Here is a 20,675-nt window from a genome sequence, read left to right on the forward strand (position 1 = left end):
TTTAATCAAACTATATTTGCTGCTGCGGTGAGTCAATGGTTGCATAAATGGCTGTTGAGCCATCTTTGTTAAGCTGCATCACTTTATATGGCATAGACATTTTTTATTTAGCAGCTTTTTACTTAGAGACTCTGTACTTAGAGACCTTGTACTTAGAAGTCTTGTATTTAGAGTTCTTATATCTAATAGATTTGACTCTGTGTATGGTCAAAGCAACAAGGGTTTTAATCTATGTTGCTCAGTGTGCCATAGTCGCGTCAGTGAGTGACATATCTAATATCTCGTCATCGAATCTAGTGGTCAACATCGTATATTGATCCGTATTCAGTTTGGGTAACTCTCTGATAAAAGCCACCATCGCCCACATTCTGTCATCATTATGAGAGGCGCCCCAAGCTGGCATTCCAGAAGCCATAATGCCATGTTTGATGGCCCAAAATCCTTGTCTTGCACCAGCCTCACTTTGATAGCGATCAACGATATCTGCATTGGTAAAGTTTGGCGGTTTTGGGTAGAGGTTGTTACTCAAGTCTGTACTTGTGGTACCGGGTGATAAATGACAGCCTGCACACATATCTTTATAGTCTGCGCCACCTGAGCTTATCATTTCTACCTTTTTTAAATCTGGAACCAGGATATCTTTACTTGCCCATTGAATTGAGCGATTGCGAGCGGTTTCTAACAAGTTGTAGACGATTGGACTGTGTTTCTGATCAGCACCAACGTTGACGATACCACTTGTGATAACAACAAAAATGCCAATTACAATGGCTACAATAGTGAATACTACGCCCAATAAAAATTTCATACGTTCATCCAAAAAAACTATTTTGTCACTCACCACTATCTAATGAATAAAATCGACTAAGTCATGATGAGTGTTGAACAAAGTTATTTCTTAAGAAGAGCTGTTATTGGTAACACAGTGTTTTTTATACATCGCTTTCATTTTTTCCATATTGGCCATCATTGCTTTCATTGATGGATCGTTCATATCCATCTTGCTATGATCCATTTTTTCCATCATCTGCATGTGCTTTTCCATTTTTTCACAATTCATCTGATCTTTTTCAGCATGCATTTTTGGATCATGTGCCATAGCAGAGGTTGAAACAACTAAGGCAATAGCGGATGCTACGATTGATTTAGATAACCACATAATTAATCCTTTTTTGGTTTGATAATAGTATCGATAGTTGAAGTTATTGAATCTGTCTAAAGTATAAATAAAAGTTTCTGACAGGAGCATGACTGCAAAATGACAATATTGTCATCTTGCAGATTCTGAGCGATGCTAAAAGCGTAGTGGGCTTGGTAAATTTATAACTTGAAAAAGAATTTGCCATGACCAAAAAGAGATAGAGTGACAGCGTTGAATCGAATTAGAAGCAGTCATGCAGTCATTGGGTGATAAGGTCAGTCTGAAAACGGTTGTTTAGTATTTGGGTTAGAAATAGCGACGAATACGTTATCTAACTGGTAGAACCAAGCGATTGGAAGTAAACTATTTGATGGCGTTGCTAGAGCGAAACAGGTTGGCGCACTCTATTACATCTTTATATAGTCGGTTCAATATAATTTGGATACAAGGGAGCTGAGTGAAAGTACTATAGTTGAATTCAAATAATTTTGATACAAGGAAACCGAGTGCAAGTTATACATTAGTATGCTTAGCGAGGATGACGATGTAGCGAATTTATATGGATTTGACTATACAATTAGTAGACTAAGCGAGACTGACACCGTATCCAATTTATAGAGGATTGACTACATGCTTTTTAAGGCATAACTATAATAATTTATTAAGGAAAGACTATGCATATCACGGCTAATTTCGACGCAGGTAATATTGATATTATTAATTTAGACGATAAAAACGACATTCAATTAGCAATTCGTCCAGACGTTGGCGAAGAGTTTTTTCAATGGTTTAACTTTCGTCTGTCTGGTCAGATAGGCGAGCAGTACGTTCTCAATATTATGAATGCCGGTGAGGCCTCTTATCTGGAAGGGTGGGATAATTACCAAGCGGTTGCTTCGTACGATCGTCAGGAATGGTTTCGTCTGCCAACCTCTTATAAAGAGGGTAAATTAACCATCGTAGCAGAGCTAGAATGCGAAACCATTCAAATTGCTTATTTTGCGCCCTACAGCTATGAGCGCCATCAAGATTTATTGGCGGCAGTGCAAACGCACCCATTGGTAACGTTAGAGCACTTAGGCGAAACGCTTGATAAGCGCGATTTGACGCTAGTTAAAATTGGTGATGGTGACAGTAATAGTGATGTAAATAAGCGTAATATATGGATTACCGCTCGTCAGCACCCTGGTGAAACGATGGCTGAATGGTTGGTCGAGGGTTTATTGTACAGCTTGTTAGACAGTGATAATGCGACAGGCAAACAGTTACTAGACAAAGCAAACTTCTACATCGTTCCTAATATGAATCCCGACGGTAGCGTGCGCGGACACCTGCGTACTAACGCGGTAGGAACCAATTTAAACCGTGAATGGGAAAGCCCAAGCTTAGAGAAAAGCCCTGAAGTATTTCATGTGATTAATAAAATGAAAGAAACCGGCGTTGATCTCTTTTATGACGTGCATGGTGATGAGGCACTGCCGTATGTGTTCCTTGCTGGATCTCAAGGGACACCCAGTTATAGTGACCGTCTCGCACATTTACGTGATAGATTTTCAGACGTATTTAAGCTGGCCAGTGCTGATTTTCAGTCTGAAGTGGGCTATGAGATTGATGCACCGAGTACTGCCAATATGACCGTTGCAACTAATTGGGTTGCTGAGCATTTTGATTGCCTTGCTAATACATTAGAGATGCCATTTAAAGATAATGATAATCTGCCTGATGACGAGATGGGCTGGTCACCAGAGCGCTCTGCTAAACTAGGTGAAGCGTCATTAGTAGCTATGCTTGCCGTGGTGGATAATTTGCGTTAGTTTGATTTAAGTAAGAGAAAAATCCAACGTTTTTATCAGTGCAATGCCATTAATATCACAACGATATTAATGGCATTTTTAGGTTTGAGATAACACGAAATTGCGCTTATTGACCGTTTGATAAGTCTCAGATTAAACACAGCCAATACGATGAAAAACGTATTGGCTTATAATGTTTACGCTTACTTTTATGAATGGTTAAGCCTTAATGAAAATAGCTTCTTCACTCAAGCGTGACTTAGGTATCTTGGCATTAAAATCTTCATCACTGCGGTACCCAAACGATACCACTGCCACAGCAGAATATCCTTTGCTACGCAAGTCGAACTCTGTATCAAGTGCCTGTAAGTCAACACCTTCCATGGGTACGGTATCAATACCCAAAAGCGCGCTGCCCAATAGTACTCCGCCCATGTTGAGATATACCTGTTTGGCAAGCCAGTGTGGCTCATCTTTGGTATCGAAGCGATGCATATCTAAGAACAATTGGCGACCTTGATGCATCTGTGCTTTGAATTCTGGCTGCGCATAGCGACCATCTTGATCTTCTTTTTCTAACACCGCCTGCATGTATTCATCGTCGGCATGGATACGAGTACAAAAAACCACCACGTGTGAGGCATCTATTACTTTAGGTGTATTAAAGTGAAAGGCCCCTTGAGTGCTTTTGGCAATACGTGCTTTGCCTGCGTCATCATCTGCAATCACAAAGCTCCATGGCTGAATATTGGTGCTTGATGGACTCATTTGTAACATGTCTTTTATTTGCTCAAAATCTTCAGCAGATATTTTTTTGTTCGCATCAAATACTTTGGTGCTGTAACGCCAGTTTAGCGCTGCGTTAATGGTTTTCATAATAGTCCTTAAGTGCAGCTGGCTTCAGTTTGTTAGCCAGCTTTTGATATGAGTATATTATTGTTCTAAGTGTTGTCAGACCAGCCTTCAAGTACGATTTTACCGTGAGCTTCTCTGTTCTCTAGCATTTGATGGGCATGGCGTAAGTTATTAGCAGTAATCGCCCCCAGTTCATGAGCCACCGTAGTTTTTAGCTTGCCAGCATCAATCATGGTGGCCACTTGGTTTAGCAAATGATGCTGCTCGATCATGTCAGGCGTGTTGAACATCGAGCGGGCAAACATAAACTCCCAATGCAGGCTCAAGCTTTTTAGTTTCAATGCGTTGGCATCTAAGGCTTTAGGGTCATCAATGAGTCCCAATTTGCCTTGAGGTTTTAGGCATTTGATGATTTCAGCGTAATGCTCTTCGGTGTTGTTAAGGCTCACCACATAATCTACTTCAGTAATGCCTGTTTTTTTCAGCTCGTCTGATAATGGATTATGATGATTAATCACATAGTCTGCGCCTAGCGTTTTTAACCAATTCACGCTCTCATCTCGTGAGGCAGTGCCAATAATGACGGCTTGTGTTCTGGTTTTTAGCAACTGAGTCATGATTGAACCCACACCACCTGCTGCGCCAACCACTAAAATAGTTGGTCGGCTTTCCGTCGTTTTTGTATCATCAGAATTTTCGCTAGGAGCAACGGGCACTTGCAAACGATCAAACAACATCTCCCACGCTGTGATGGTGGTTAAGGGTAGGTAGGGCGGCGGCTTCAGAAAATGACAGTGATTCTGGCATACGTCCTACAATACGCTCATCAACCAATTGGTACTCGGCATTGCTTCCTGAGCGGGTCAAATCACCAGCGTAATAGACGCGGTCGCCTATTGAAAATAAGCTAACATCTTCGCCAACGGCAGTGACCACACCCGCAGCATCCCAGCCAATAACGGCAAACTCATCCTTTGGTGCTGGTCTTGATTCACGGATTTTATAATCCACAGGGTTGACTGAGATGGCTTTTACTTCGACCAAAACGTCACGGCCTGAGGCTACAGGTTTGTCTATCGTGATGTCTTGTAATGCCATCTCGTTATTGATGGGTAAGTTGTCTTGATATCCGATTGCTTTCATAGTCGTAGTCCTAAATGTTTGTTTGTGGGTATGGAATAAAAATTATAGTGTGGGCGTTAATATCTGTTGGGTGTGTTGCATGAGCTTGGCAATGGCTGTTTTATTCAGGGCATCGCTATGAGGTGTGCCAAACTCGCCTCTCTCATCACCATGCTCACCGTCTTTGATGTCATTATCGAAATATCGACCTGTCTCAGATGCAAATCCATCGGCAACGGCAAGTGCTACTAAGATATCAGCGCCTTTGTCTGCTGGAGACCAGTGCTGGCCATAAGCCTCATTTGCCATGCGGGTGTTGAGTAATGAGCCGGGGTTGACGGCGATCACGTTGATGTTATCGCTTGCTACCTGTTCAGCCAGTGCCATACTCCACATGGTCAATGCCAGTTTGCTCTGTGCATAGGCGTCTTGATCAGGCAGTTTTTTCTGCCCAGCCATGGCTTTGGGTGATACGACTTGCTGCGCTGCCGAGCTTAAATTGATAATACGGGCAGGCATGCTATCGCTAAGTGTGTCGTTAGATTCTTTGACCGCTGATGCACTCATTAACGGTAGTAACGCTTGGGTTAATAGGTAAGGGGCAAAGTAATTCACCACAAAGCGCACGTCGAACCCTGTCTCAGTCTGAGCGTTTGCTACTTTGAACACGCCCGCATTATTAATTAGTACATCCAAATGTATTCCGGCAGCTGTAAACTTGCTTGTTACTGCATCAGCCATATGCTGAACATCGGTTAACGACGCAAAATCAGCCACGAAGCCATCAACGTCTACTTGCTGATTGGCTTGGGTTGCAGCGGTTTTGACTTCTGCAATCACATCGGCAAGCTTATTGGTATCTCTACCATGCAGATAGATATTGTGACCCAGTTGTGCGAGTTTGATAGCGGCCAATTTACCAATACCATCGGTACTGCCTGTGATTAAAATAGTCTTTTTCATTTTTTATCCTTATTTATTTTTAAATGGTTTATTTTTAAAGCCGTGTTATTTATTCGATGTTTTCGATCAGGGTTTATAATAATCAATCTGATTACCTGTAACCAGTAGCGACCAGCGAAAACACTTTCAATATATTTTTGAAAGTCATATGAGTTTCAGTATCTGCTGAATAAGGTGTTATCTAAAGACAGCGGATCAGTTAGATTAATCAGCTGCTACTACTCATCAACTAGCAATCGACTGATAGACGAACTTTAGAATGGTGCAAAACGATCGGGTTGACTGTGTGGCACTGTCCATCGTTGATTGGCATCAATATCACTATGAAGTCCGACACCACGCGGCACTTGCATATTATCACCATACAGCCACAGCACCATGTTTGTGCGTGTGCCACTGGTAATAGGATGGGCTGCGTGTGGCACATTGCCTCGGTGAATAATCGCCATGCCAGGCTCAAAGATGGCTTGTTTACTCTGACCTAAATGACGATCGACAAAATCGACTTCTGACCCTGTAAAGGGTTCATCTATCAAATTTAAGTTGATATTTATCGTCACTGCTGATGCATCAGTATGGAGTTGCAGCGATGTGTCACCTGTGGGCTGATACTGAATCGAAAACCCAAAGGTTTGAGTGTCGTAGCCATAAACATCTGCAAATAGTAAGCGAGCGATGGGTCGCATGTAGCGATTCATGAGTTCATGATAAAACGCCTGAAAATGGGGCGCGGCGATATAACCTGTCGATCGTGCATCCAGCATCGCTCCATTGCGATTTAACGCAATACCATAAGGCGGACGTATTGGAATATTGGCATCTGCCACCGCTTGTAAATAACGACGAAGCTGAGACAGTTGTGTTGGGTCAAAAAACTGCCCTTGGTAGACACCGGGTAAAATCTCTTGCCACAAATCTTTTACCGCCATTTCTGTCTCAGGTGTCCTCCACGCTTGTGTCACAGCGTTACGTAGTTTTGGGTCAAATAATGAGTCGTCAAGTACGGGCAAGTCCGTCTCAATGGTTTCCCATTCTGCCCATGCCTGCTCAAATAACTGACTATTTTGATGCCAGAAATGCTCTACTGAAGGCGCACGTCTTAGCATGTCTGATTTTGAAGGCAGTGGTAAGTTGCGCGCTTGCTGTAGTGGGCTTACGTGATCGCTTTGCTCGGTGTTGAGTGCAGTGTCAGGCTGTTCGATAGTGTGCATAATGAGTCTCCAAATGTAGGGGTAGATCTTATGTACACATATTACTATAATTAATTATTTTGATAATCAGCAGGTTTAGCGAAACAGTTTCAATAATTTTTATATAATGATAAATGTATTAGGGCGTGTCCTCATTTTAAAAATGGTGATAAAAATGAGATAAATTGCCGTCAAACGAGGAAAATAGTGCAGATAATATCGTGATATTGACCAACTATTTGACGATGTTTGGCAAAATTTAGCTGTTTTTAGCCCATTTAAAGGACACTCGTTTGAATTGAGGACACGCCCTAGTGTCAGCAACCCGTTGTTATCGCTAATTCAATTACAGCTCAGCTAACTAAGGTGACACGATGAAAAATTTGCAGGATTTACGTATTTTTATTGAAACTGCTCGCTTGGGTAGCTTGTCTGCCTGCGCGCGCCACTTAGATCTGTCGCCAGCAGTGGTGAGTGCAGCCGTAAAAAGATTGGAAGCTGAAATCGAAACGGTATTGTTTGTTCGCTCAACTCGTAGACTGCGTTTGACTAGTAAAGGTGAGCAATATTTAAAGCATTGCCGAGATGCGGTGGCTATTTTAGATAATGCTTATGCAGGGTTGCATGATAATGATGCCGAGCTGACGGGCACGATTCGGTTGTCTGCATCGTCAGATTTGGGGCGAAATTTGGTGTTGCCATGGTTGGATGACTTTATGCAAATCCATCCAAAAGTGACGGTGCAGCTGCATATGTCAGACAGCTATGTGGATTTATACGGTCAGCAGATTGATTTGGCGTTACGCTATGGCGCGCCCAAAGATTCATCGCTCGTGGCATTACCCATTGTGTTGAACAATCGTCCGATACTATGTGCCTCAAAGGCGTATTTGGACAAAGTTGACAATGATATTGGCTCGCCAAAAATTCCTGAAGACTTAACTCAGCATAATTGCTTGTGTTTGGGACATGATGAAAAATATTTGAGTGAGTGGACTTTTGAAAAAGAGGGCAAGACCAAACGTGTGGCAGTGGCTGGCAATCGGCGAAGTAAAGATGGCGATGTGGTACGGCGCTGGGCCGTGGCAGGCCAGGGTATTGCTCTGAAGTCACAGTTAGATATAGCTGCAGATTTAAAAGCAGGGCGTTTGGTTGAAGTTGCACTGGACGGCTGGCAAGTGGCGAACTATCCGTTATATTTGATTTGTCCAGAACGGCGATTGATAGATCCGCTGTTTAATGCGGTTAAAGAATATCTGATTGAGCGGGTAGAGGGAGTGTTGGCATAGATTTTTAGTCAACATAGCCATTGTCGCAGAATGTTTTACGTTTTAAGTGGTCTATCAATTAATCAATAACATGCCTTAGTGTAAATCGATAAACTTACTGAGACGTAATATTGCGCTAACAAGATAGTTCGCGAAGTCTCTCCTTTAGTTTTGGAGATGTAAATTCCAAAAAGCTTTTCATCTTTTGTGGCAAATATTTTCGAGTCTTGTGCAGCAAATGTATAGGGGTTTTATCAGGTTCAAACTCAGCTAGTATAATATTAAGATCACCTTTATCTATCGCCTCTTTCACTTGATAATGCAGTTGTTGAGTGATGCCCACACCCTTTATAGCAGCATTAACCGCAGAGTCACTATCATTGACTGTGAGTCTTGGTAAAATATCTACATGAGCGGGGAGTCCAGAATCAGGAAGGTTGTAGCCCCAATAAGGGGTGGTCATTACTGTACTTAATGATATGCAGGAGAGGTGCGTTAAATCATAAGGGGATTCAATCTTGTAATGATTAGATAAAAATAATTGACTTGCACAAGTCACTGTTCGCATACGACCCACTTGAGTCGCGACCATTGTACTATCTGGCAACTTGCCTATTCTAATCGCCATATCTACATCATCTTCGAATAGATTGATATTTCTATCCGATAACAATAGCTGCACATTTATATTTGAATATAAGGACAAAAATTCAATAACAACGGGTAATACGTATAGCCTGCCAAACATAACGGGCGCAGTTATAACCAAATCACCTCTTGGTTCTGAATACTCTCCTTTCGCTTTACTTTCGGCCTCTTCAACCTGCTCCAGTATTCTCTTACAAGCTTTTATATAATCGTATCCAGAATCGGTTAAAGACAGTTTTCTGGTGGTTCTATGCAATAAACGAATACCCAACTGATTTTCAAGTTCAGATATCTTTCTACTTAGGGTTGGCAGCGGTATGTTCAAGCTTTTGCTTGCCGCAGAAAAGCTGTCAAGTTCTACGACTTTGATCAGCATAGACATTGCTTGTAATCGATCCATAATTGTCTCATTTATTGAAAATATGATTATCAAATTTACAGTATTATCTTTTAAATAACAAAATATCATACTGAATATGTCGAAATCAATAGGAGAACTATCTTATGAGCACCTTATCTCAGGCAAATTCACAGGTTGCCATTGCCTACGATCATGTTGGTATTAGAGTCAGTAATCGACAAGAAGCGATTGCGTTTTATGAGCGTCTTGGATTCGCAGAAACCTATCGCATACCTGAAGGTGAGGCGAATGAAATGGTCACTTCGGCTGGTGTACGAATCAATCTTATTTTTAATGGCGCAAAAACAAAAGATCAAAAAAATGTCCTACTGGATGAACCGATTAAAAGGCCAGGCATGACTCATCCAGCCTTTATCATTCAAGACATAGCTGCCTTACAAATCTGGCTACTGAAAGAAGGGATAGAAATCACAGAAGGCCCTAAACAATTAGGTCCAAGAAGGATTACGTTATTCATTCGTGATCCAGATGGAAATGTACTGGAATTTAATCAACTACTGTCTGAGGAAAAAAATTATGAGACTGTATGATTTAGCGCTATCAGGAAACTGCTATAAAGTAAGGCTATTTGCCTCGTTTATCGATACGCCTTTAACGATTGTGCCTGTTGACTTCATGAATGGCGAACACAAAACAGAAGCAATACTTAAATTAAATCCTTGGGGAGAAATCCCAATTTTAGAAGACGGATCCGTCATATTAAGAGACTCACAAGCCATATTGGTATACCTAGCCAATAAGTATGGTGGTGAAGCATGGTGGCCGAGTGAAGCACATCTGCAAGCTGATGTGATGCAGTGGTTATCTGTTGCTTCTAATGAGATACAACATGGCCCCAACGTAGCACGTTTGATTAAGAAGTTTGGTTTGGAAAGTGATTGGGAGCAAGCTTCAGAGCGTTCACATAGCATCTTAACCTTAATAGACAATCATCTCGGTAGTCACCATTGGCTAGCCGCCAGCCGTCCTACTATTGCTGACTGCGTAGTTTATCCATACATTTCAACGGCACACGAAGGCGATATTGATATAGACAGCTATCGCAATATTCAGGCATGGATGAATCGTCTACAGCAATTACCAAATTATATCTCTATGCCTGGGAACTAACCTTGGTTCATGATAAATACGGTGCTGTGTCTTGGATGGCAGTACTCTTTTTTGCCAATATATGGCGAAATTGTTTAACCTAGAATGACTAGGCATCAAAAATTTCACTGCATATTGTCTAAAAAATAGTCACTGCCAGCACCACATTTGAGTATTCAACAGACCCTAGTGGTTTTTAGAGCAAGATGAACTGGCCCCTTTAAAGCGCAGTAAGCGTAACGCATTCAACGTGACCAATACGGTCGCGCCAGTATCAGCCAATACAGCGATCCATAGCCCAGTGATACCCAGTATAGTAGTGATTAGAAATATGGACTTTAGACCAAGCGCAAATATCACATTTTGATGAATGTTGGACATGGTGGCACGTGACAGGGCAATGAGATGAGCAACGTCTGTGACGCGACTTTTTAATAATGCGATATCAGCCGTTTCGATAGCGACATCCGTACCGCCACCCATGGCGATGCCTACATCTGCGGTTGCTAGTGCTGGCGCATCGTTAATACCATCACCAATCATCGCTACTTTGCTATTACCTTTCATCTCATTCAACAAGCGTAGTTTGTCTTCAGGCAACAGCTCAGCTTCCCATTCTATCTCTAAATGACTAGCAAGTGCCTGAGCGGTCAGACGGTTGTCCCCTGTGAGCATCACAGAGCGTACACCCATTGCTTTGAGCTGCGCCACGCCTGCCTGAGCATCACCTCGCAACTCGTCTCGTAGCGCTACCAACCCAAGCACTTCACGGCTTTGCTCATCGAACAGAACGGAGACCGTCTTACCCTCGTTTTGTAGTGCTTCGATTTGTGCATTTTGTTCTAGTGATATCGATGTTTCAGTGGCAGCATAAACCAGTGATCCGATGGCTAGAGTCCGATCAACTACCGTCGCATGTACCGCTTTGCCCGCAGTAGCATAGGCATTTGAAGCTATCGGTATAGAGATATTAGCGGCTTTGGCGTGATCAATGATCGCTTTTGCCAGTGGATGACTAGAGGCAGACTCGACACTGGCAAACAGCGCCAACACCTCATTTTGACTTTCAGATTCTATATGCTCTTGTACTATGTGCCCCTGTGCAAAGGCAATAACGTCGGTGACGCGAGGTTTGCCTTCAGTTAACGTACCCGTCTTGTCAAAAGCCACGACATTCACGCGACCAATAGTTTCTAAAGCACTGCCACCTTTGATGAGTAAGCCGCGACGTGTACCGACAGCCAACCCTGACGCGATGGCGGCCGGAGTGGATAGGACGAGTGCGCAAGGACAGGCAATTAGCAACAGTGCAAAACCACGATATAACCAAGTCGCCCATTCTCCTCCCATCGCTAGCGGCGGTATGATAATAACCAGTGCAGCAATCGCCATCACGGCTGGGGTGTAGTAACGACTGAATTTTTCAATGAAACGGGCAGTAGGGGCTTTAGAGGCTTGCGCTTGCTCTACCAAAGCAATAATGCGTGCAATAGTGTTGTCGGCAGCGGTCTTTTCTACGCGGACTTGCAGCGCTCCCTCCATATTGATGGATCCTGCGAATACTGCATCGCCTATCGCTTTGGCAACGGGTATGGATTCGCCAGTGACAGGTGAGTCATCAAGACTAGAGTTACCTTGAACAATGACACCATCAGTAGACACCTTATCTCCAGGCCGTACCAGTACCAAATCATTGACCTGCAATGAGACTGCAGGAACGTCCCGCTGTCCGCCTTGTGCATCAAGTAAAATCGCAGTCTTTGGAACCAATGATGCCAATGCTCTGATACCAGCACGGGCACGATCAGCCGCTACGCTCTCTAGTAATTCGCCAACTGAAAACAAGAAGACAACAGCCGCAGCTTCTTCAGCTTCACCAATGATAAGCGCACCAATTGCCGCGATAGACATCAGCATTTCAATAGAAAACGGGGTGCCTGTCATTGCCAAGGTCATAGATTTTCGGGCAAAGGGAAAAACGCCCACAATGACGGCAATAGCGAATGCCCACATTCCATAATCAGGAAAAATTAGTGCTAACGCGTAGGCGACGCTCATCAGGATACCGAGACCAACCACTTGCTTGCTTTTTCGGGTTTGCCACCAACGCTGTTGCTGCGTATCTAATGGATTGTCACCAATGCCGTCTGCTGTGATTGCTGGATCAGTAGTGGCAGATATACCAAAACCAAGGCGCTTGATGGTTTTTTCGACATCACTGAACTGAGTCTCTGAATCAGAGACCAATGTTAGCTCTAACTTTTCAGTCGCAAAATTAAGCTGTATGTCAGAGACACCGGGCATACGTGCTAATGCAGTTTCAATCTTTCTGACGCAACTAGCACAGTCCATACCTTCAATACGATATTGCATAATAATTCGTCCTACTATAAGCGTTCTTTTGATAACGCTATTGTGAACCCTCTAGCGGCTTCAGAGTCAAGGCCGTTTTTAGGTAGCTGTACAAACTTGATTTTCTAAGTGCTAAACCTTATAGTTACTTTAATGTTTCGGGTTTTAAGATGACTTTGAGATGACTTTGAATTAACTTTGAATTAACTTTGAGAGAACTGTGAGATAACTTTGGAATAACTATGCTAATAAAAATTGGAGAGCTCGCTAAGTGCACTGGTGCCACCGTGGAGACCATTCGCTATTACGAAAAAGAAAAACTATTACCAGAGCCTTCCCGTAGTGAGGGGAATTATCGCTTATATCGTGAAAGCCATGTTGAACGTCTACAGTTTATCCTGCACTGTCGCACACTCGATATGACATTGGATGAAGTACGCACCTTACTGCAGTATTGGGAAGAACCTAACAGAGACTGCGGCGATGTCGATACCTTATTGGATGAACATATTCATGCGGTGGAAGTGCGTATAGGGGAATTAAAACAGTTAAAGCAACATCTAAATGTTTTGCGGCAGAAATGCGTCAGTAGGGCACCAGCGAAGTCATGCGGCATATTAAATGCGCTTGCTGATAACTCCTGCCATAGTGAGTAGTAAAGATAGCAGTTGTTAATACCAGCGATATTGCTAGGTAACTATATGGATTTATATAGGCAGCAGATTGATTGTTCCGCTGTTTAATGCTGTCAGAGCATACTTGATTGGGCGGTTAGAGGGAGTATCCGTAGTCTATTTTAAGTGGTTTGATTATATCGATCTGTTTTGAGTGGTGTGTTAATAGCTTTGAAGAGTGAAGTAGCTGGTTCCGCTAGGGTATACTCATCATAGACCGTCTTCATAATGTAGAGTGACAGAATCATAATTAAGTGAGCTTCCATAATATTCTCCATAGAACTCACCACAATTGGAGATGGGATATATCGTATAATGTATATAATCAGGCCTTAAATGATACGGTTTGTCCACCATCCGTCCATCTGTTTTAGGATCGGATAAAAGCACATCTTTTACCTTAATAAAGTCATGACCATTACCCCGTTGTTAGTGTTCGGAGTTTGCTTCAGGATCTTGTTTAATAAACGCCTGACTGTATTGTTCATCAGTCAATAGTTGACAACAATCACTGGGAATCAAACTGTAGCTACCCTGTTCTGCGGCTAATATAGAATAAGGAAGCAGACCATCCTTGTATTGGGACAGGTTCGCTATACTGTCTTGCTCAAAGAGCGCGGCCTGAAAATAGTCCGTCATCAGGGCTTTGAAATTGATAGTATCTGGTCGATCTAAAATGGCTTTGGTGTAATCTTCTAACAGTAAGGGTTCAGGTATTTTCCAATATTCACATAGGGATTGTTTTTGACACCGCATTATAACCTCACCTTCATAGTTAATATCTCTTAGGACGCTGTGTGTGCGTTTGTCTCAATAGCCTTGCATAGCGCGAACAAACAGCTCTTTTTCATCCAGTTGTCTATCTTCTGCTAAGCAGATGCCTTTTTGGTTTTTTTCAATGTCGTCATGGCTTAGGATTTGAAAGGGTGACCAAAACACTTGGAATTTGCTTAAAAAAAAGGCAAGTAATAGCGCGATGGTTGCTACTAGCATAATCACTATCGTTATGGTTTTTTTATTAGAATGAGTTATTGAGGGAATCAAGGTACGATACCTATGTTAATTAAATTTTAGAAAACAATTTAGTAAGAATGACTTCTCCTGTTAAATTCGTAGAAACAAACTTGGGTAACTGCAATCAGATAGCTTAATAGTGATGCCTTATGTTATCGATTTCTCAGTTATAAAGCTTATATCTAATACTCTAGTTCGAAGCCTGTATAGCGCACCGAACATGAATAGAATATGCAAATAAACCCTAAAAAAATGTAGTCATTCTTAAGCTGGATGGAGTACTTTCAATTACATTATTATTTTTTGGGATGAATATCCATGTATCAAAACTTACAGCTGTAACGTCGTCAAAAGCATTTACTATACTTTCAACAGTAGTCTCTATAATCGGGTATGCTGCATCATATCCAGATAATAAAACAACTATCTGTCAGTCTGAGATTTATTTGATTTTTAGTTTCTTCTATACAGTTTAGCAGCACTTTTTTATCAACCTTGTTCCAGTCAATTCCTCCGCTACCACTAGTTCGTATTGGAAATGAGCTAACAAACTGATCCATTACTTTCCTAGACTCTTCATCGGCTAATATTCTAACTTCTTTAAGAGCATCTAAAGCTTCATCGAATAAAACACTCATACAAGTGACCTGTTAAATTGTTTAAGATAATTAAGAGTAATTCGATTGAATCTTGAAAAGCTTGCTTCGTGTACATTACCAAGTACACCGCGACTACCTAAATAACTCAAGATACTGATACCATTAACCTACAGCCAGAGATTCAAGTCCTCACTAGGGTATCGCCCTTGTTACAACAACCCTATGTTTAAGAAAATCAAATATTTTGGTTATCCTATAGTGATAAACTTAGCTTTGATAAGTATCAAACTAAATTTGTAAGGAATAGATATGGTGACGAGTACAAGTTTATTTGCTGTATTCCTAATAGCATTGGGAATTGTTTTGTCTCCCGGACCAAATATGATGTATCTGGTTTCAAGATCTATATCACAAGGACGTATTGCAGGAATGATATCTCTAGCAGGCATTGGGGCAGGGTTTTTATTCTATATGATTGGCTCAGCTATCGGCTTAGCTACCTTGTTTAAAGCAATTCCAATAATGTATGACATTATAAGAATTTCAGGTGCTATATATTTAGGTTACTTAGCTTGGAACATGATTAAACCGAAAGGTAAATCACTATTTGTAGCTGAAGAGCTTAAACCTCACTCACCCCTAAACTTATTTTCAATGGGATTCGTCACTAATTTATTAAACCCTAAAATTGCACTGATGTATGCAGCTCTCATTCCACAATTCATTGATCCAGCCAACGGCTCTACTTTTAGTCAATTTATACAGTTAGGTATGGTTCAAATAGTGATAGCTATTACAGTTAATGGACTTATTGTACTCAGTGCTTCTTCAATCAAAAATAGGATAGTTAAAAAACCTTCTGTAATGCTTGCACAAAGATGGGTATCAGGTACGGTACTTGGTTTATTTGCCCTCAGCATGTTAAGACAGAAATCACCTACTGGCTAAAAGAGTAAATGAGCACTCAAAAAGGCCGACTGTTCTCATAAATACACGTTATGATAAATTTTTTAGCGGAAAAAGTCGGTTTAGGATGGTCTGATTAAGCTATTGAGATAGTCATCAAAACACCACTAACACTTCGTTTGTCCTATCAAACTGATTTTGTTTGAAGTAATGTTTTAAAGCGCCGGAAGAAGACGCGCCGTTAGCAATATGAAGGGTAAGCATGCGATATATCTTATTTGAAACAATAGGCGTCAAAAAGAAAAGATTAGTATGTCATCGAGCACTGTTCCTGAGACCATCCCAGATTCTGTGTAACTGCCATTTAGATTAAATGCTTGCTGATACGGTCATCAAACATAATCATAAAACGATTAAGAGCAGCCGTCCAGTTACGAATTGGCATCGACCATTTTTTGGATGCCTGCTGGGTGGCTAAGTACACCACCTTGAATGCCGCCTGATCAGACGGGAACACCTTACGCTTATTCACCGCCGTCCGAATCACACTGTTTAGCGACTCTATCGCATTGGTGGTATAAATGGCTTTTCTGATGTCTTTAGGATACTCGAAGAACACCGTTAAGCCCTCCCAGTTATTGCGCCAAGACTTGACCACATGAGGGTACTTATCACCCCACACCTCATCAAAGTGCTCAAGATTGGCCTCTGCTATCTCAAGCGTATCAGCGCCGTAGATGGCCTTTAAATCAGCCGCTACGGCTTTCTTATCCGTCCATGGCACAAACTTCATGGAATAACGCACCATATGCACGATACACAGCTGAACCTGAGCGTTGGGGTAGACGGTGTTAATGGCATCAGGGAAGCCTTTTAAACCATCGACACAGGCAATGAGGATATCTTGTACTCCACGGTTTTGTAGTTCAGTGAGTACACCCAGCCAGAACTTAGCGCCCTCATTCTCTGATAGCCACATACCAAGCAGCTCTTTTTTACCGTTAAGAGCAACACCTAGCGCCAGATAGATAGCCTTGTTGATGATCTGCTTGTCCTGACGAACTTTAACGACAATGCAGTCTAAGTAGACGATAGGATAGACGCTGCTCAGTGGCCGGTTCTGCCAAGCGGTGATGTCATCTAAGATGTTGTCAGTGACTCTTGAGACAAGAGAGCTTGATATATCAACGTCGTAGATGTCTTTGATGGTTTCTACAATTTCCGTGGTGGTTTGACCCTTGGCATAAAACATGATTATTTTATCATCAAGGCCACTAATACGACTTTGATGCTTACTGACCAGCACAGGCTCAAAGCTGCTATTGCGGTAGATATCTCAAGATCGCCTGTGTCACTGCGGACTGTCTTTTTAGTGTGTCCGTTGCGCTTGTTTGGCTTATCCGCCTTTTCATGCTTGGGATAGCCGAGATGGTCTTCCATCTCAGCTTCAAGGGCAGTGTCGATAAACGACTGCATGAGCTGCTTTTGAAAGTCTTTGATATCATCGAAGCTGTTCATGCTGCTGGCCATTTGCTCGGCCAGTTTTTTAATGTCAGATTGAGTAGTCATTGCTTATTCTCCTGTTATTGGATTATAAGCAGTTACACAGTTTTTAGGAAACTCCCCTGTTCCTAAGCTTCTTTATCTACTACAGCCCCCTTATTTTTTATATATTGTTTGATTGAAATAATAATTAAAGCTATTAAAACTGGATAAATAATGAACACATCGACTCTTATTATTGCTCCAACTTGTGTTTTAGACCATATACCGATATAAATTTCCCATACAATATATAGGAGTATGGCAACTATCGTTACCATTTGCATTTTGGTTATTTTTTTCATAGGGCTTCTCTGTTATTTATTTTAAAGATATGTTGGAAATGCATAAGTATGTGCAAATACTTTAGCTTGCTCATCCCATTTCCAGTATTTTTACGTTTCTCCAGTATCGCCTGTTGGGGTTGGAATTACCCATACTGACGTTAGAGTCTTACTGTCCTGATCAAATTTAACATATGTGCCATTACTGCCTCATTCTTTATCCTCTGGTAAAAGGTAGGCCATACCATTTCGGCTATCCACCATCGCACCACTGACACAGACTGAACCACAGCCCCATGTTATTACTACGTAATGGTTTACAACATTTACGTCCTGTTTCGCATACTCTTCACTAATCACAGTTCTATAACGTTTTGCAATTGGATGACTGTCGAAATTTATATTCGATTTTTCGATAGAGATTGGTTTAGCTTTTACCAGCTCCGTCTCCTCAAATACAGTATTAATAGCTGTAGTTTGAATAAAGTTCATATTTTCACAGGCAGTCGTGAATACAGTTAATGCTAAAATCAACTGTATTTCAAAGTTTTTATATAGCACTTGTGCCACTCTATGACCCAGTAAACTTTTAAGGAATACTTAAAATTCGTTAACTGTGTCAATCACAAACTGACGAGTAGCTTCACCTTCTATCATATGATACTGAATTTGGCGTGTTTTACCTTGTGGATTGGCATTGCTATCGTCTTCTAAATAGAGTGGAAAACGTCTAACCAATATATTCTCAACCAAGAAAAATTCATCATGACCCATATAACCTTGTTTGAGTTTATTAGTTAGCTCTGGATAAGAGACTTGACTCCACGACAGCCCTTTATTGCTCGAATAAGCAATCACGTCACCATATGAACCGCTACCCACACTTTGAGTAAATACCAGAATTTCATGGTATCCATCGCCATTAATATCACCCACATCAGCACTAACAACAGGATCGCTAATTGGTCGTTCGATAATATCTTCGCCCATTGGCTGGATTTTTAAGATATAACCACCATTGCCGTCAGAGGTACTGGTCACTTGAGTAGAAAAATCACCATAGTTGAGTGATGTAGCGTATTGTGAGTTGTCCAGTTGTCCAGTTGTCCAGTTGTCCAGTTGTCCAGTTGTCCAGTTGTCCAGTTGTCCAGTTGTCCAGTTGTCCAGCGTATCGCTTAACTTTTGATATACGCCACCAAGCGTTGCACCGCCGCTACAATAAAAAGCTGTTTTTTGTAGATGGGATGTTTCACCTTCAATGGATAAACTATTGTCATCAAAGAGCAAATAAACGGGGTTATTATCTACCCAAAACTGATATCGTCCATCATTAGCTTTATGAAGTACGGTGTCTAATGTACAAGTAGGTTTCTTTTTGTCTATGCGAGAACGAATAGACAAACTGATAGCGTCTGGACCAGCATCACGTACGCTGATCGCAAACCAGTCGTAACCCTCGTTACGTTTTGTATAGCCGTCTGTGACGTAATCGCCCGTTATATTGTTGGTATATTTATCGGTTACGGTGGTTGTAGGTAGGTTGTTTTGTAAAACCGTTGTTGTCTCGAGGCTCTGCTTATTGATGTTCTGGCACGCAGTCAGACTTAATATCAGTATGCTGAGCAGTAATGTTTTTCTCATAATAATTTTTAGTCCTTCAGAAAATTGTTATATAGGCAATTCATAATAAATTCAGTACAGCCGATATCATTTGGCAATTTAAGAAAACCATTATCCATTCTTGGTGTGGAATATTGGTTTGTACCTATTTTTTCTAGATGGGATCTAAGTCAGGGCACTAGGATAGTGGAGTTCAAAGCCTGTGACCGTGTCTATTCAGTAACTTTTTTACTTGTTTATGAAAATTTGATGATTAGGCATAAGCTGCGTTTTATGCTTGGGAGAAGCGGTGCTTTTGCATATAAAGTGACAATAACGTTGCATTATTTTTTGCTTTCCCGTTGCTAAAATAGATTGTTACTTGATGCTTGCAAAACGATTCAAATTATCATTCGTAATACATCAGATTTATCTTTACAATCTCCCCTCATTTACACTATCAGATAGATTTAAGGTGAGTATTCCATGCTTTTGAGTATAGTTTACATTATTGGTATTACAGCAGAGGCAATGACAGGTGCACTAAGTGCGGGACGACAAAATATGGATTGGTTTGGCGTTATGCTTATCGCGAGTGTAACGGCGATAGGTGGTGGTAGTGTAAGAGATATCCTACTTGGTAATTATCCCTTAACTTGGGTAGAACATCCTGAGTATTTATTAATTGTTTGTGTGGCTGGGCTTATAACGACTTGGTTGGCGAGATGGGTTGTTAAATTTAATGGTGTTTTTATGCGTTTGGATGCTTTGGGGTTAGCGGCCTTTAGCATTATTGGTTGCCAAGTAGGGCTTAACATGGGACTTCACTATGGTGTTTGTGTGGTTGCTGCCATTGTAACAGGCGTCTTTGGCGGGTTGCTGCGTGATTTAATATGTCGCCAAACCCCATTAGTTTTGCATCATGAGTTATACGCTTCAGTTTCTTTGATCGTTGCGTGTTTATATTTAACACTCCAGTATTTTACTGTTAGTAGCAATATCAGTGTCATTGTTAGTTTGGTTGCTGGTTATTTAATCCGTATGGCAGCGGTTAGAGCAAAGTGGCGATTACCCGTATTCCATTTGTTAGAAACTTCTAAATAAAATATGACCCTACCGTTATAAGAGTTTCTACGAGCGAGCTGTGTTATTTTAGAGAGTCGTTACTACCTGTGAACACCTCGTTTTAACACAGCTATTTAATACAGTCTGGCT

21 protein-coding genes and 2 pseudogenes are annotated in these 20,675 nt (G+C 41.4%); 7 read left to right on the forward strand and 16 right to left on the reverse strand.

Going from position 1 to position 20,675, the window contains the following annotated elements; translation table 11 throughout:
* Positions 1 to 238: 238 nt before the first annotated feature.
* Entirely contained in the window at positions 239 to 808 is a 570-nt protein-coding gene (locus tag ACZW67_RS11045; protein WP_465183285.1) for a c-type cytochrome, read from the reverse strand.
* Between the two features lie 90 nt (positions 809 to 898).
* Entirely contained in the window at positions 899 to 1,159 is a 261-nt protein-coding gene (locus ACZW67_RS11050; protein ID WP_465183286.1) for a hypothetical protein, read from the reverse strand.
* A 656-nt stretch (positions 1,160 to 1,815) separates the two neighbouring features.
* Between ACZW67_RS11050 and ACZW67_RS11055 the strand changes: the two genes are divergently transcribed.
* Entirely contained in the window at positions 1,816 to 2,955 is a 1,140-nt protein-coding gene (locus tag ACZW67_RS11055) for a M14 family metallopeptidase (protein ID WP_465183287.1), read from the forward strand.
* A gap of 198 nt (positions 2,956 to 3,153) precedes the next feature.
* On the opposite strand, the gene nfsB is transcribed toward ACZW67_RS11055, so the two are convergent.
* From nfsB to ACZW67_RS11075, 4 genes and pseudogenes are all read right to left on the reverse strand, one after another.
* Entirely contained in the window at positions 3,154 to 3,810 is a 657-nt protein-coding gene (gene nfsB / locus ACZW67_RS11060; protein ID WP_465183288.1) for an oxygen-insensitive NAD(P)H nitroreductase, read from the reverse strand.
* A 65-nt stretch (positions 3,811 to 3,875) separates the two neighbouring features.
* Positions 3,876 to 4,932: pseudogene (locus ACZW67_RS11065) on the reverse strand (zinc-binding alcohol dehydrogenase family protein).
* A 42-nt stretch (positions 4,933 to 4,974) separates the two neighbouring features.
* Entirely contained in the window at positions 4,975 to 5,874 is a 900-nt protein-coding gene (locus tag ACZW67_RS11070; RefSeq protein WP_465183289.1) for an SDR family NAD(P)-dependent oxidoreductase, read from the reverse strand.
* Between the two features lie 254 nt (positions 5,875 to 6,128).
* Positions 6,129 to 7,085, reverse strand: a complete 957-nt coding sequence (locus ACZW67_RS11075) for a 2OG-Fe(II) oxygenase family protein (RefSeq protein WP_465183290.1) — start codon at positions 7,083 to 7,085, stop codon at positions 6,129 to 6,131.
* Positions 7,086 to 7,438: 353 nt separating this feature from the next.
* On the opposite strand from ACZW67_RS11075, the gene ACZW67_RS11080 reads away from it, so the two are divergent.
* Positions 7,439 to 8,353 (forward strand): LysR family transcriptional regulator, encoded by a 915-nt coding sequence (locus tag ACZW67_RS11080; RefSeq protein WP_110923355.1) that lies wholly within the window; start codon positions 7,439 to 7,441, stop codon positions 8,351 to 8,353.
* Positions 8,354 to 8,468: 115 nt separating this feature from the next.
* Here ACZW67_RS11080 and ACZW67_RS11085 read toward each other — a convergent pair whose 3' ends face one another.
* Complete coding sequence (locus ACZW67_RS11085) at positions 8,469 to 9,380, reverse strand: LysR family transcriptional regulator (protein WP_465183291.1); 912 nt, start codon at positions 9,378 to 9,380, stop codon at positions 8,469 to 8,471.
* A gap of 104 nt (positions 9,381 to 9,484) precedes the next feature.
* Between ACZW67_RS11085 and ACZW67_RS11090 the strand changes: the two genes are divergently transcribed.
* Complete coding sequence (locus ACZW67_RS11090) at positions 9,485 to 9,931, forward strand: VOC family protein (protein ID WP_197102597.1); 447 nt, start codon at positions 9,485 to 9,487, stop codon at positions 9,929 to 9,931.
* On the forward strand, positions 9,918 to 10,511 hold the full coding sequence (locus ACZW67_RS11095) for a glutathione S-transferase family protein (RefSeq protein ID WP_465183292.1): 594 nt from the start codon (positions 9,918 to 9,920) through the stop codon (positions 10,509 to 10,511). The genes ACZW67_RS11090 and ACZW67_RS11095 overlap by 14 nt, the downstream gene beginning before the upstream one ends.
* Before the next feature lie 165 nt (positions 10,512 to 10,676).
* On the opposite strand, the gene ACZW67_RS11100 is transcribed toward ACZW67_RS11095, so the two are convergent.
* A complete protein-coding gene (locus ACZW67_RS11100) occupies positions 10,677 to 12,863 on the reverse strand; it encodes a heavy metal translocating P-type ATPase (RefSeq protein WP_465183293.1) in 2,187 nt (728 codons plus the stop codon).
* Positions 12,864 to 13,084: 221 nt separating this feature from the next.
* Between ACZW67_RS11100 and cadR the strand changes: the two genes are divergently transcribed.
* On the forward strand, positions 13,085 to 13,498 hold the full coding sequence (gene cadR, locus ACZW67_RS11105) for a Cd(II)/Pb(II)-responsive transcriptional regulator (protein ID WP_465183294.1): 414 nt from the start codon (positions 13,085 to 13,087) through the stop codon (positions 13,496 to 13,498).
* A gap of 447 nt (positions 13,499 to 13,945) precedes the next feature.
* On the opposite strand, the gene ACZW67_RS11110 is transcribed toward cadR, so the two are convergent.
* The 4 genes from ACZW67_RS11110 to ACZW67_RS11125 form a co-directional block, all read right to left on the reverse strand.
* A complete protein-coding gene (locus ACZW67_RS11110; RefSeq protein ID WP_465183295.1) occupies positions 13,946 to 14,272 on the reverse strand; it encodes a hypothetical protein in 327 nt (108 codons plus the stop codon).
* Positions 14,273 to 14,326: 54 nt separating this feature from the next.
* The gene (locus tag ACZW67_RS11115) at positions 14,327 to 14,509 is read right to left on the reverse strand and encodes a hypothetical protein (protein WP_465183296.1); all 183 of its coding nucleotides are present in this window, start codon (positions 14,507 to 14,509) and stop codon (positions 14,327 to 14,329) included.
* 265 nt (positions 14,510 to 14,774) lie between these two features.
* Positions 14,775 to 14,957, reverse strand: coding sequence for a CDI toxin immunity protein (locus ACZW67_RS11120; protein ID WP_465183307.1), 183 nt, complete (start codon positions 14,955 to 14,957; stop codon positions 14,775 to 14,777).
* Entirely contained in the window at positions 14,932 to 15,168 is a 237-nt protein-coding gene (locus ACZW67_RS11125) for a CDI toxin immunity protein (RefSeq protein WP_465183297.1), read from the reverse strand. Before ACZW67_RS11125 ends, ACZW67_RS11120 begins: the two co-directional genes overlap by 26 nt.
* Positions 15,169 to 15,438: 270 nt before the next feature.
* Between ACZW67_RS11125 and ACZW67_RS11130 the strand changes: the two genes are divergently transcribed.
* The gene (locus tag ACZW67_RS11130; RefSeq protein ID WP_465183298.1) at positions 15,439 to 16,077 is read left to right on the forward strand and encodes a LysE family translocator; all 639 of its coding nucleotides are present in this window, start codon (positions 15,439 to 15,441) and stop codon (positions 16,075 to 16,077) included.
* 322 nt (positions 16,078 to 16,399) lie between these two features.
* Here the strand turns inward: ACZW67_RS11130 and ACZW67_RS11135 are convergent.
* The 4 genes and pseudogenes from ACZW67_RS11135 to ACZW67_RS11150 form a co-directional block, all read right to left on the reverse strand.
* Positions 16,400 to 17,604, reverse strand: a pseudogene (locus ACZW67_RS11135) (IS256 family transposase).
* A gap of 62 nt (positions 17,605 to 17,666) precedes the next feature.
* Positions 17,667 to 17,882: a hypothetical protein gene (locus tag ACZW67_RS11140; protein WP_465183299.1), complete on the reverse strand. Its 216-nt coding sequence runs from the start codon at positions 17,880 to 17,882 to the stop codon at positions 17,667 to 17,669.
* A gap of 189 nt (positions 17,883 to 18,071) precedes the next feature.
* The gene (locus ACZW67_RS11145) at positions 18,072 to 18,431 is read right to left on the reverse strand and encodes a hypothetical protein (protein ID WP_465183300.1); all 360 of its coding nucleotides are present in this window, start codon (positions 18,429 to 18,431) and stop codon (positions 18,072 to 18,074) included.
* Between the two features lie 30 nt (positions 18,432 to 18,461).
* Entirely contained in the window at positions 18,462 to 19,502 is a 1,041-nt protein-coding gene (locus tag ACZW67_RS11150; RefSeq protein ID WP_465183301.1) for a hypothetical protein, read from the reverse strand.
* Between the two features lie 444 nt (positions 19,503 to 19,946).
* On the opposite strand from ACZW67_RS11150, the gene ACZW67_RS11155 reads away from it, so the two are divergent.
* Entirely contained in the window at positions 19,947 to 20,564 is a 618-nt protein-coding gene (locus tag ACZW67_RS11155) for a trimeric intracellular cation channel family protein (protein WP_201593288.1), read from the forward strand.
* Positions 20,565 to 20,675 lie beyond the last annotated feature (111 nt).

It is taken from the genome of Psychrobacter sp. TPE 89C, from assembly GCF_055522395.1.

Coding starts and splice junctions, on each gene's coding strand:
- cadR (WP_465183294.1), top strand. CDS start 13,085: ATGCTAATAAAAATTGGAGAGCTCGCTAAGTGCACTGGTGCCACCGTG.
- ACZW67_RS11095 (WP_465183292.1), top strand. CDS start 9,918: ATGAGACTGTATGATTTAGCGCTATCAGGAAACTGCTATAAAGTAAGG.
- ACZW67_RS11115 (WP_465183296.1), bottom strand. CDS start 14,509: ATGCTAGTAGCAACCATCGCGCTATTACTTGCCTTTTTTTTAAGCAAA.
- ACZW67_RS11070 (WP_465183289.1), bottom strand. CDS start 5,874: ATGAAAAAGACTATTTTAATCACAGGCAGTACCGATGGTATTGGTAAA.
- ACZW67_RS11085 (WP_465183291.1), bottom strand. CDS start 9,380: ATGGATCGATTACAAGCAATGTCTATGCTGATCAAAGTCGTAGAACTT.
- ACZW67_RS11080 (WP_110923355.1), top strand. CDS start 7,439: ATGAAAAATTTGCAGGATTTACGTATTTTTATTGAAACTGCTCGCTTG.
- ACZW67_RS11055 (WP_465183287.1), top strand. CDS start 1,816: ATGCATATCACGGCTAATTTCGACGCAGGTAATATTGATATTATTAAT.
- ACZW67_RS11155 (WP_201593288.1), top strand. CDS start 19,947: ATGCTTTTGAGTATAGTTTACATTATTGGTATTACAGCAGAGGCAATG.
- ACZW67_RS11150 (WP_465183301.1), bottom strand. CDS start 19,502: ATGAGAAAAACATTACTGCTCAGCATACTGATATTAAGTCTGACTGCG.
- ACZW67_RS11125 (WP_465183297.1), bottom strand. CDS start 15,168: ATGAGTGTTTTATTCGATGAAGCTTTAGATGCTCTTAAAGAAGTTAGA.
- ACZW67_RS11130 (WP_465183298.1), top strand. CDS start 15,439: ATGGTGACGAGTACAAGTTTATTTGCTGTATTCCTAATAGCATTGGGA.
- ACZW67_RS11045 (WP_465183285.1), bottom strand. CDS start 808: ATGAAATTTTTATTGGGCGTAGTATTCACTATTGTAGCCATTGTAATT.
- ACZW67_RS11110 (WP_465183295.1), bottom strand. CDS start 14,272: ATGCGGTGTCAAAAACAATCCCTATGTGAATATTGGAAAATACCTGAA.
- ACZW67_RS11050 (WP_465183286.1), bottom strand. CDS start 1,159: ATGTGGTTATCTAAATCAATCGTAGCATCCGCTATTGCCTTAGTTGTT.
- ACZW67_RS11090 (WP_197102597.1), top strand. CDS start 9,485: ATGAGCACCTTATCTCAGGCAAATTCACAGGTTGCCATTGCCTACGAT.
- ACZW67_RS11140 (WP_465183299.1), bottom strand. CDS start 17,882: ATGAAAAAAATAACCAAAATGCAAATGGTAACGATAGTTGCCATACTC.
- ACZW67_RS11100 (WP_465183293.1), bottom strand. CDS start 12,863: ATGCAATATCGTATTGAAGGTATGGACTGTGCTAGTTGCGTCAGAAAG.
- nfsB (WP_465183288.1), bottom strand. CDS start 3,810: ATGAAAACCATTAACGCAGCGCTAAACTGGCGTTACAGCACCAAAGTA.
- ACZW67_RS11075 (WP_465183290.1), bottom strand. CDS start 7,085: ATGCACACTATCGAACAGCCTGACACTGCACTCAACACCGAGCAAAGC.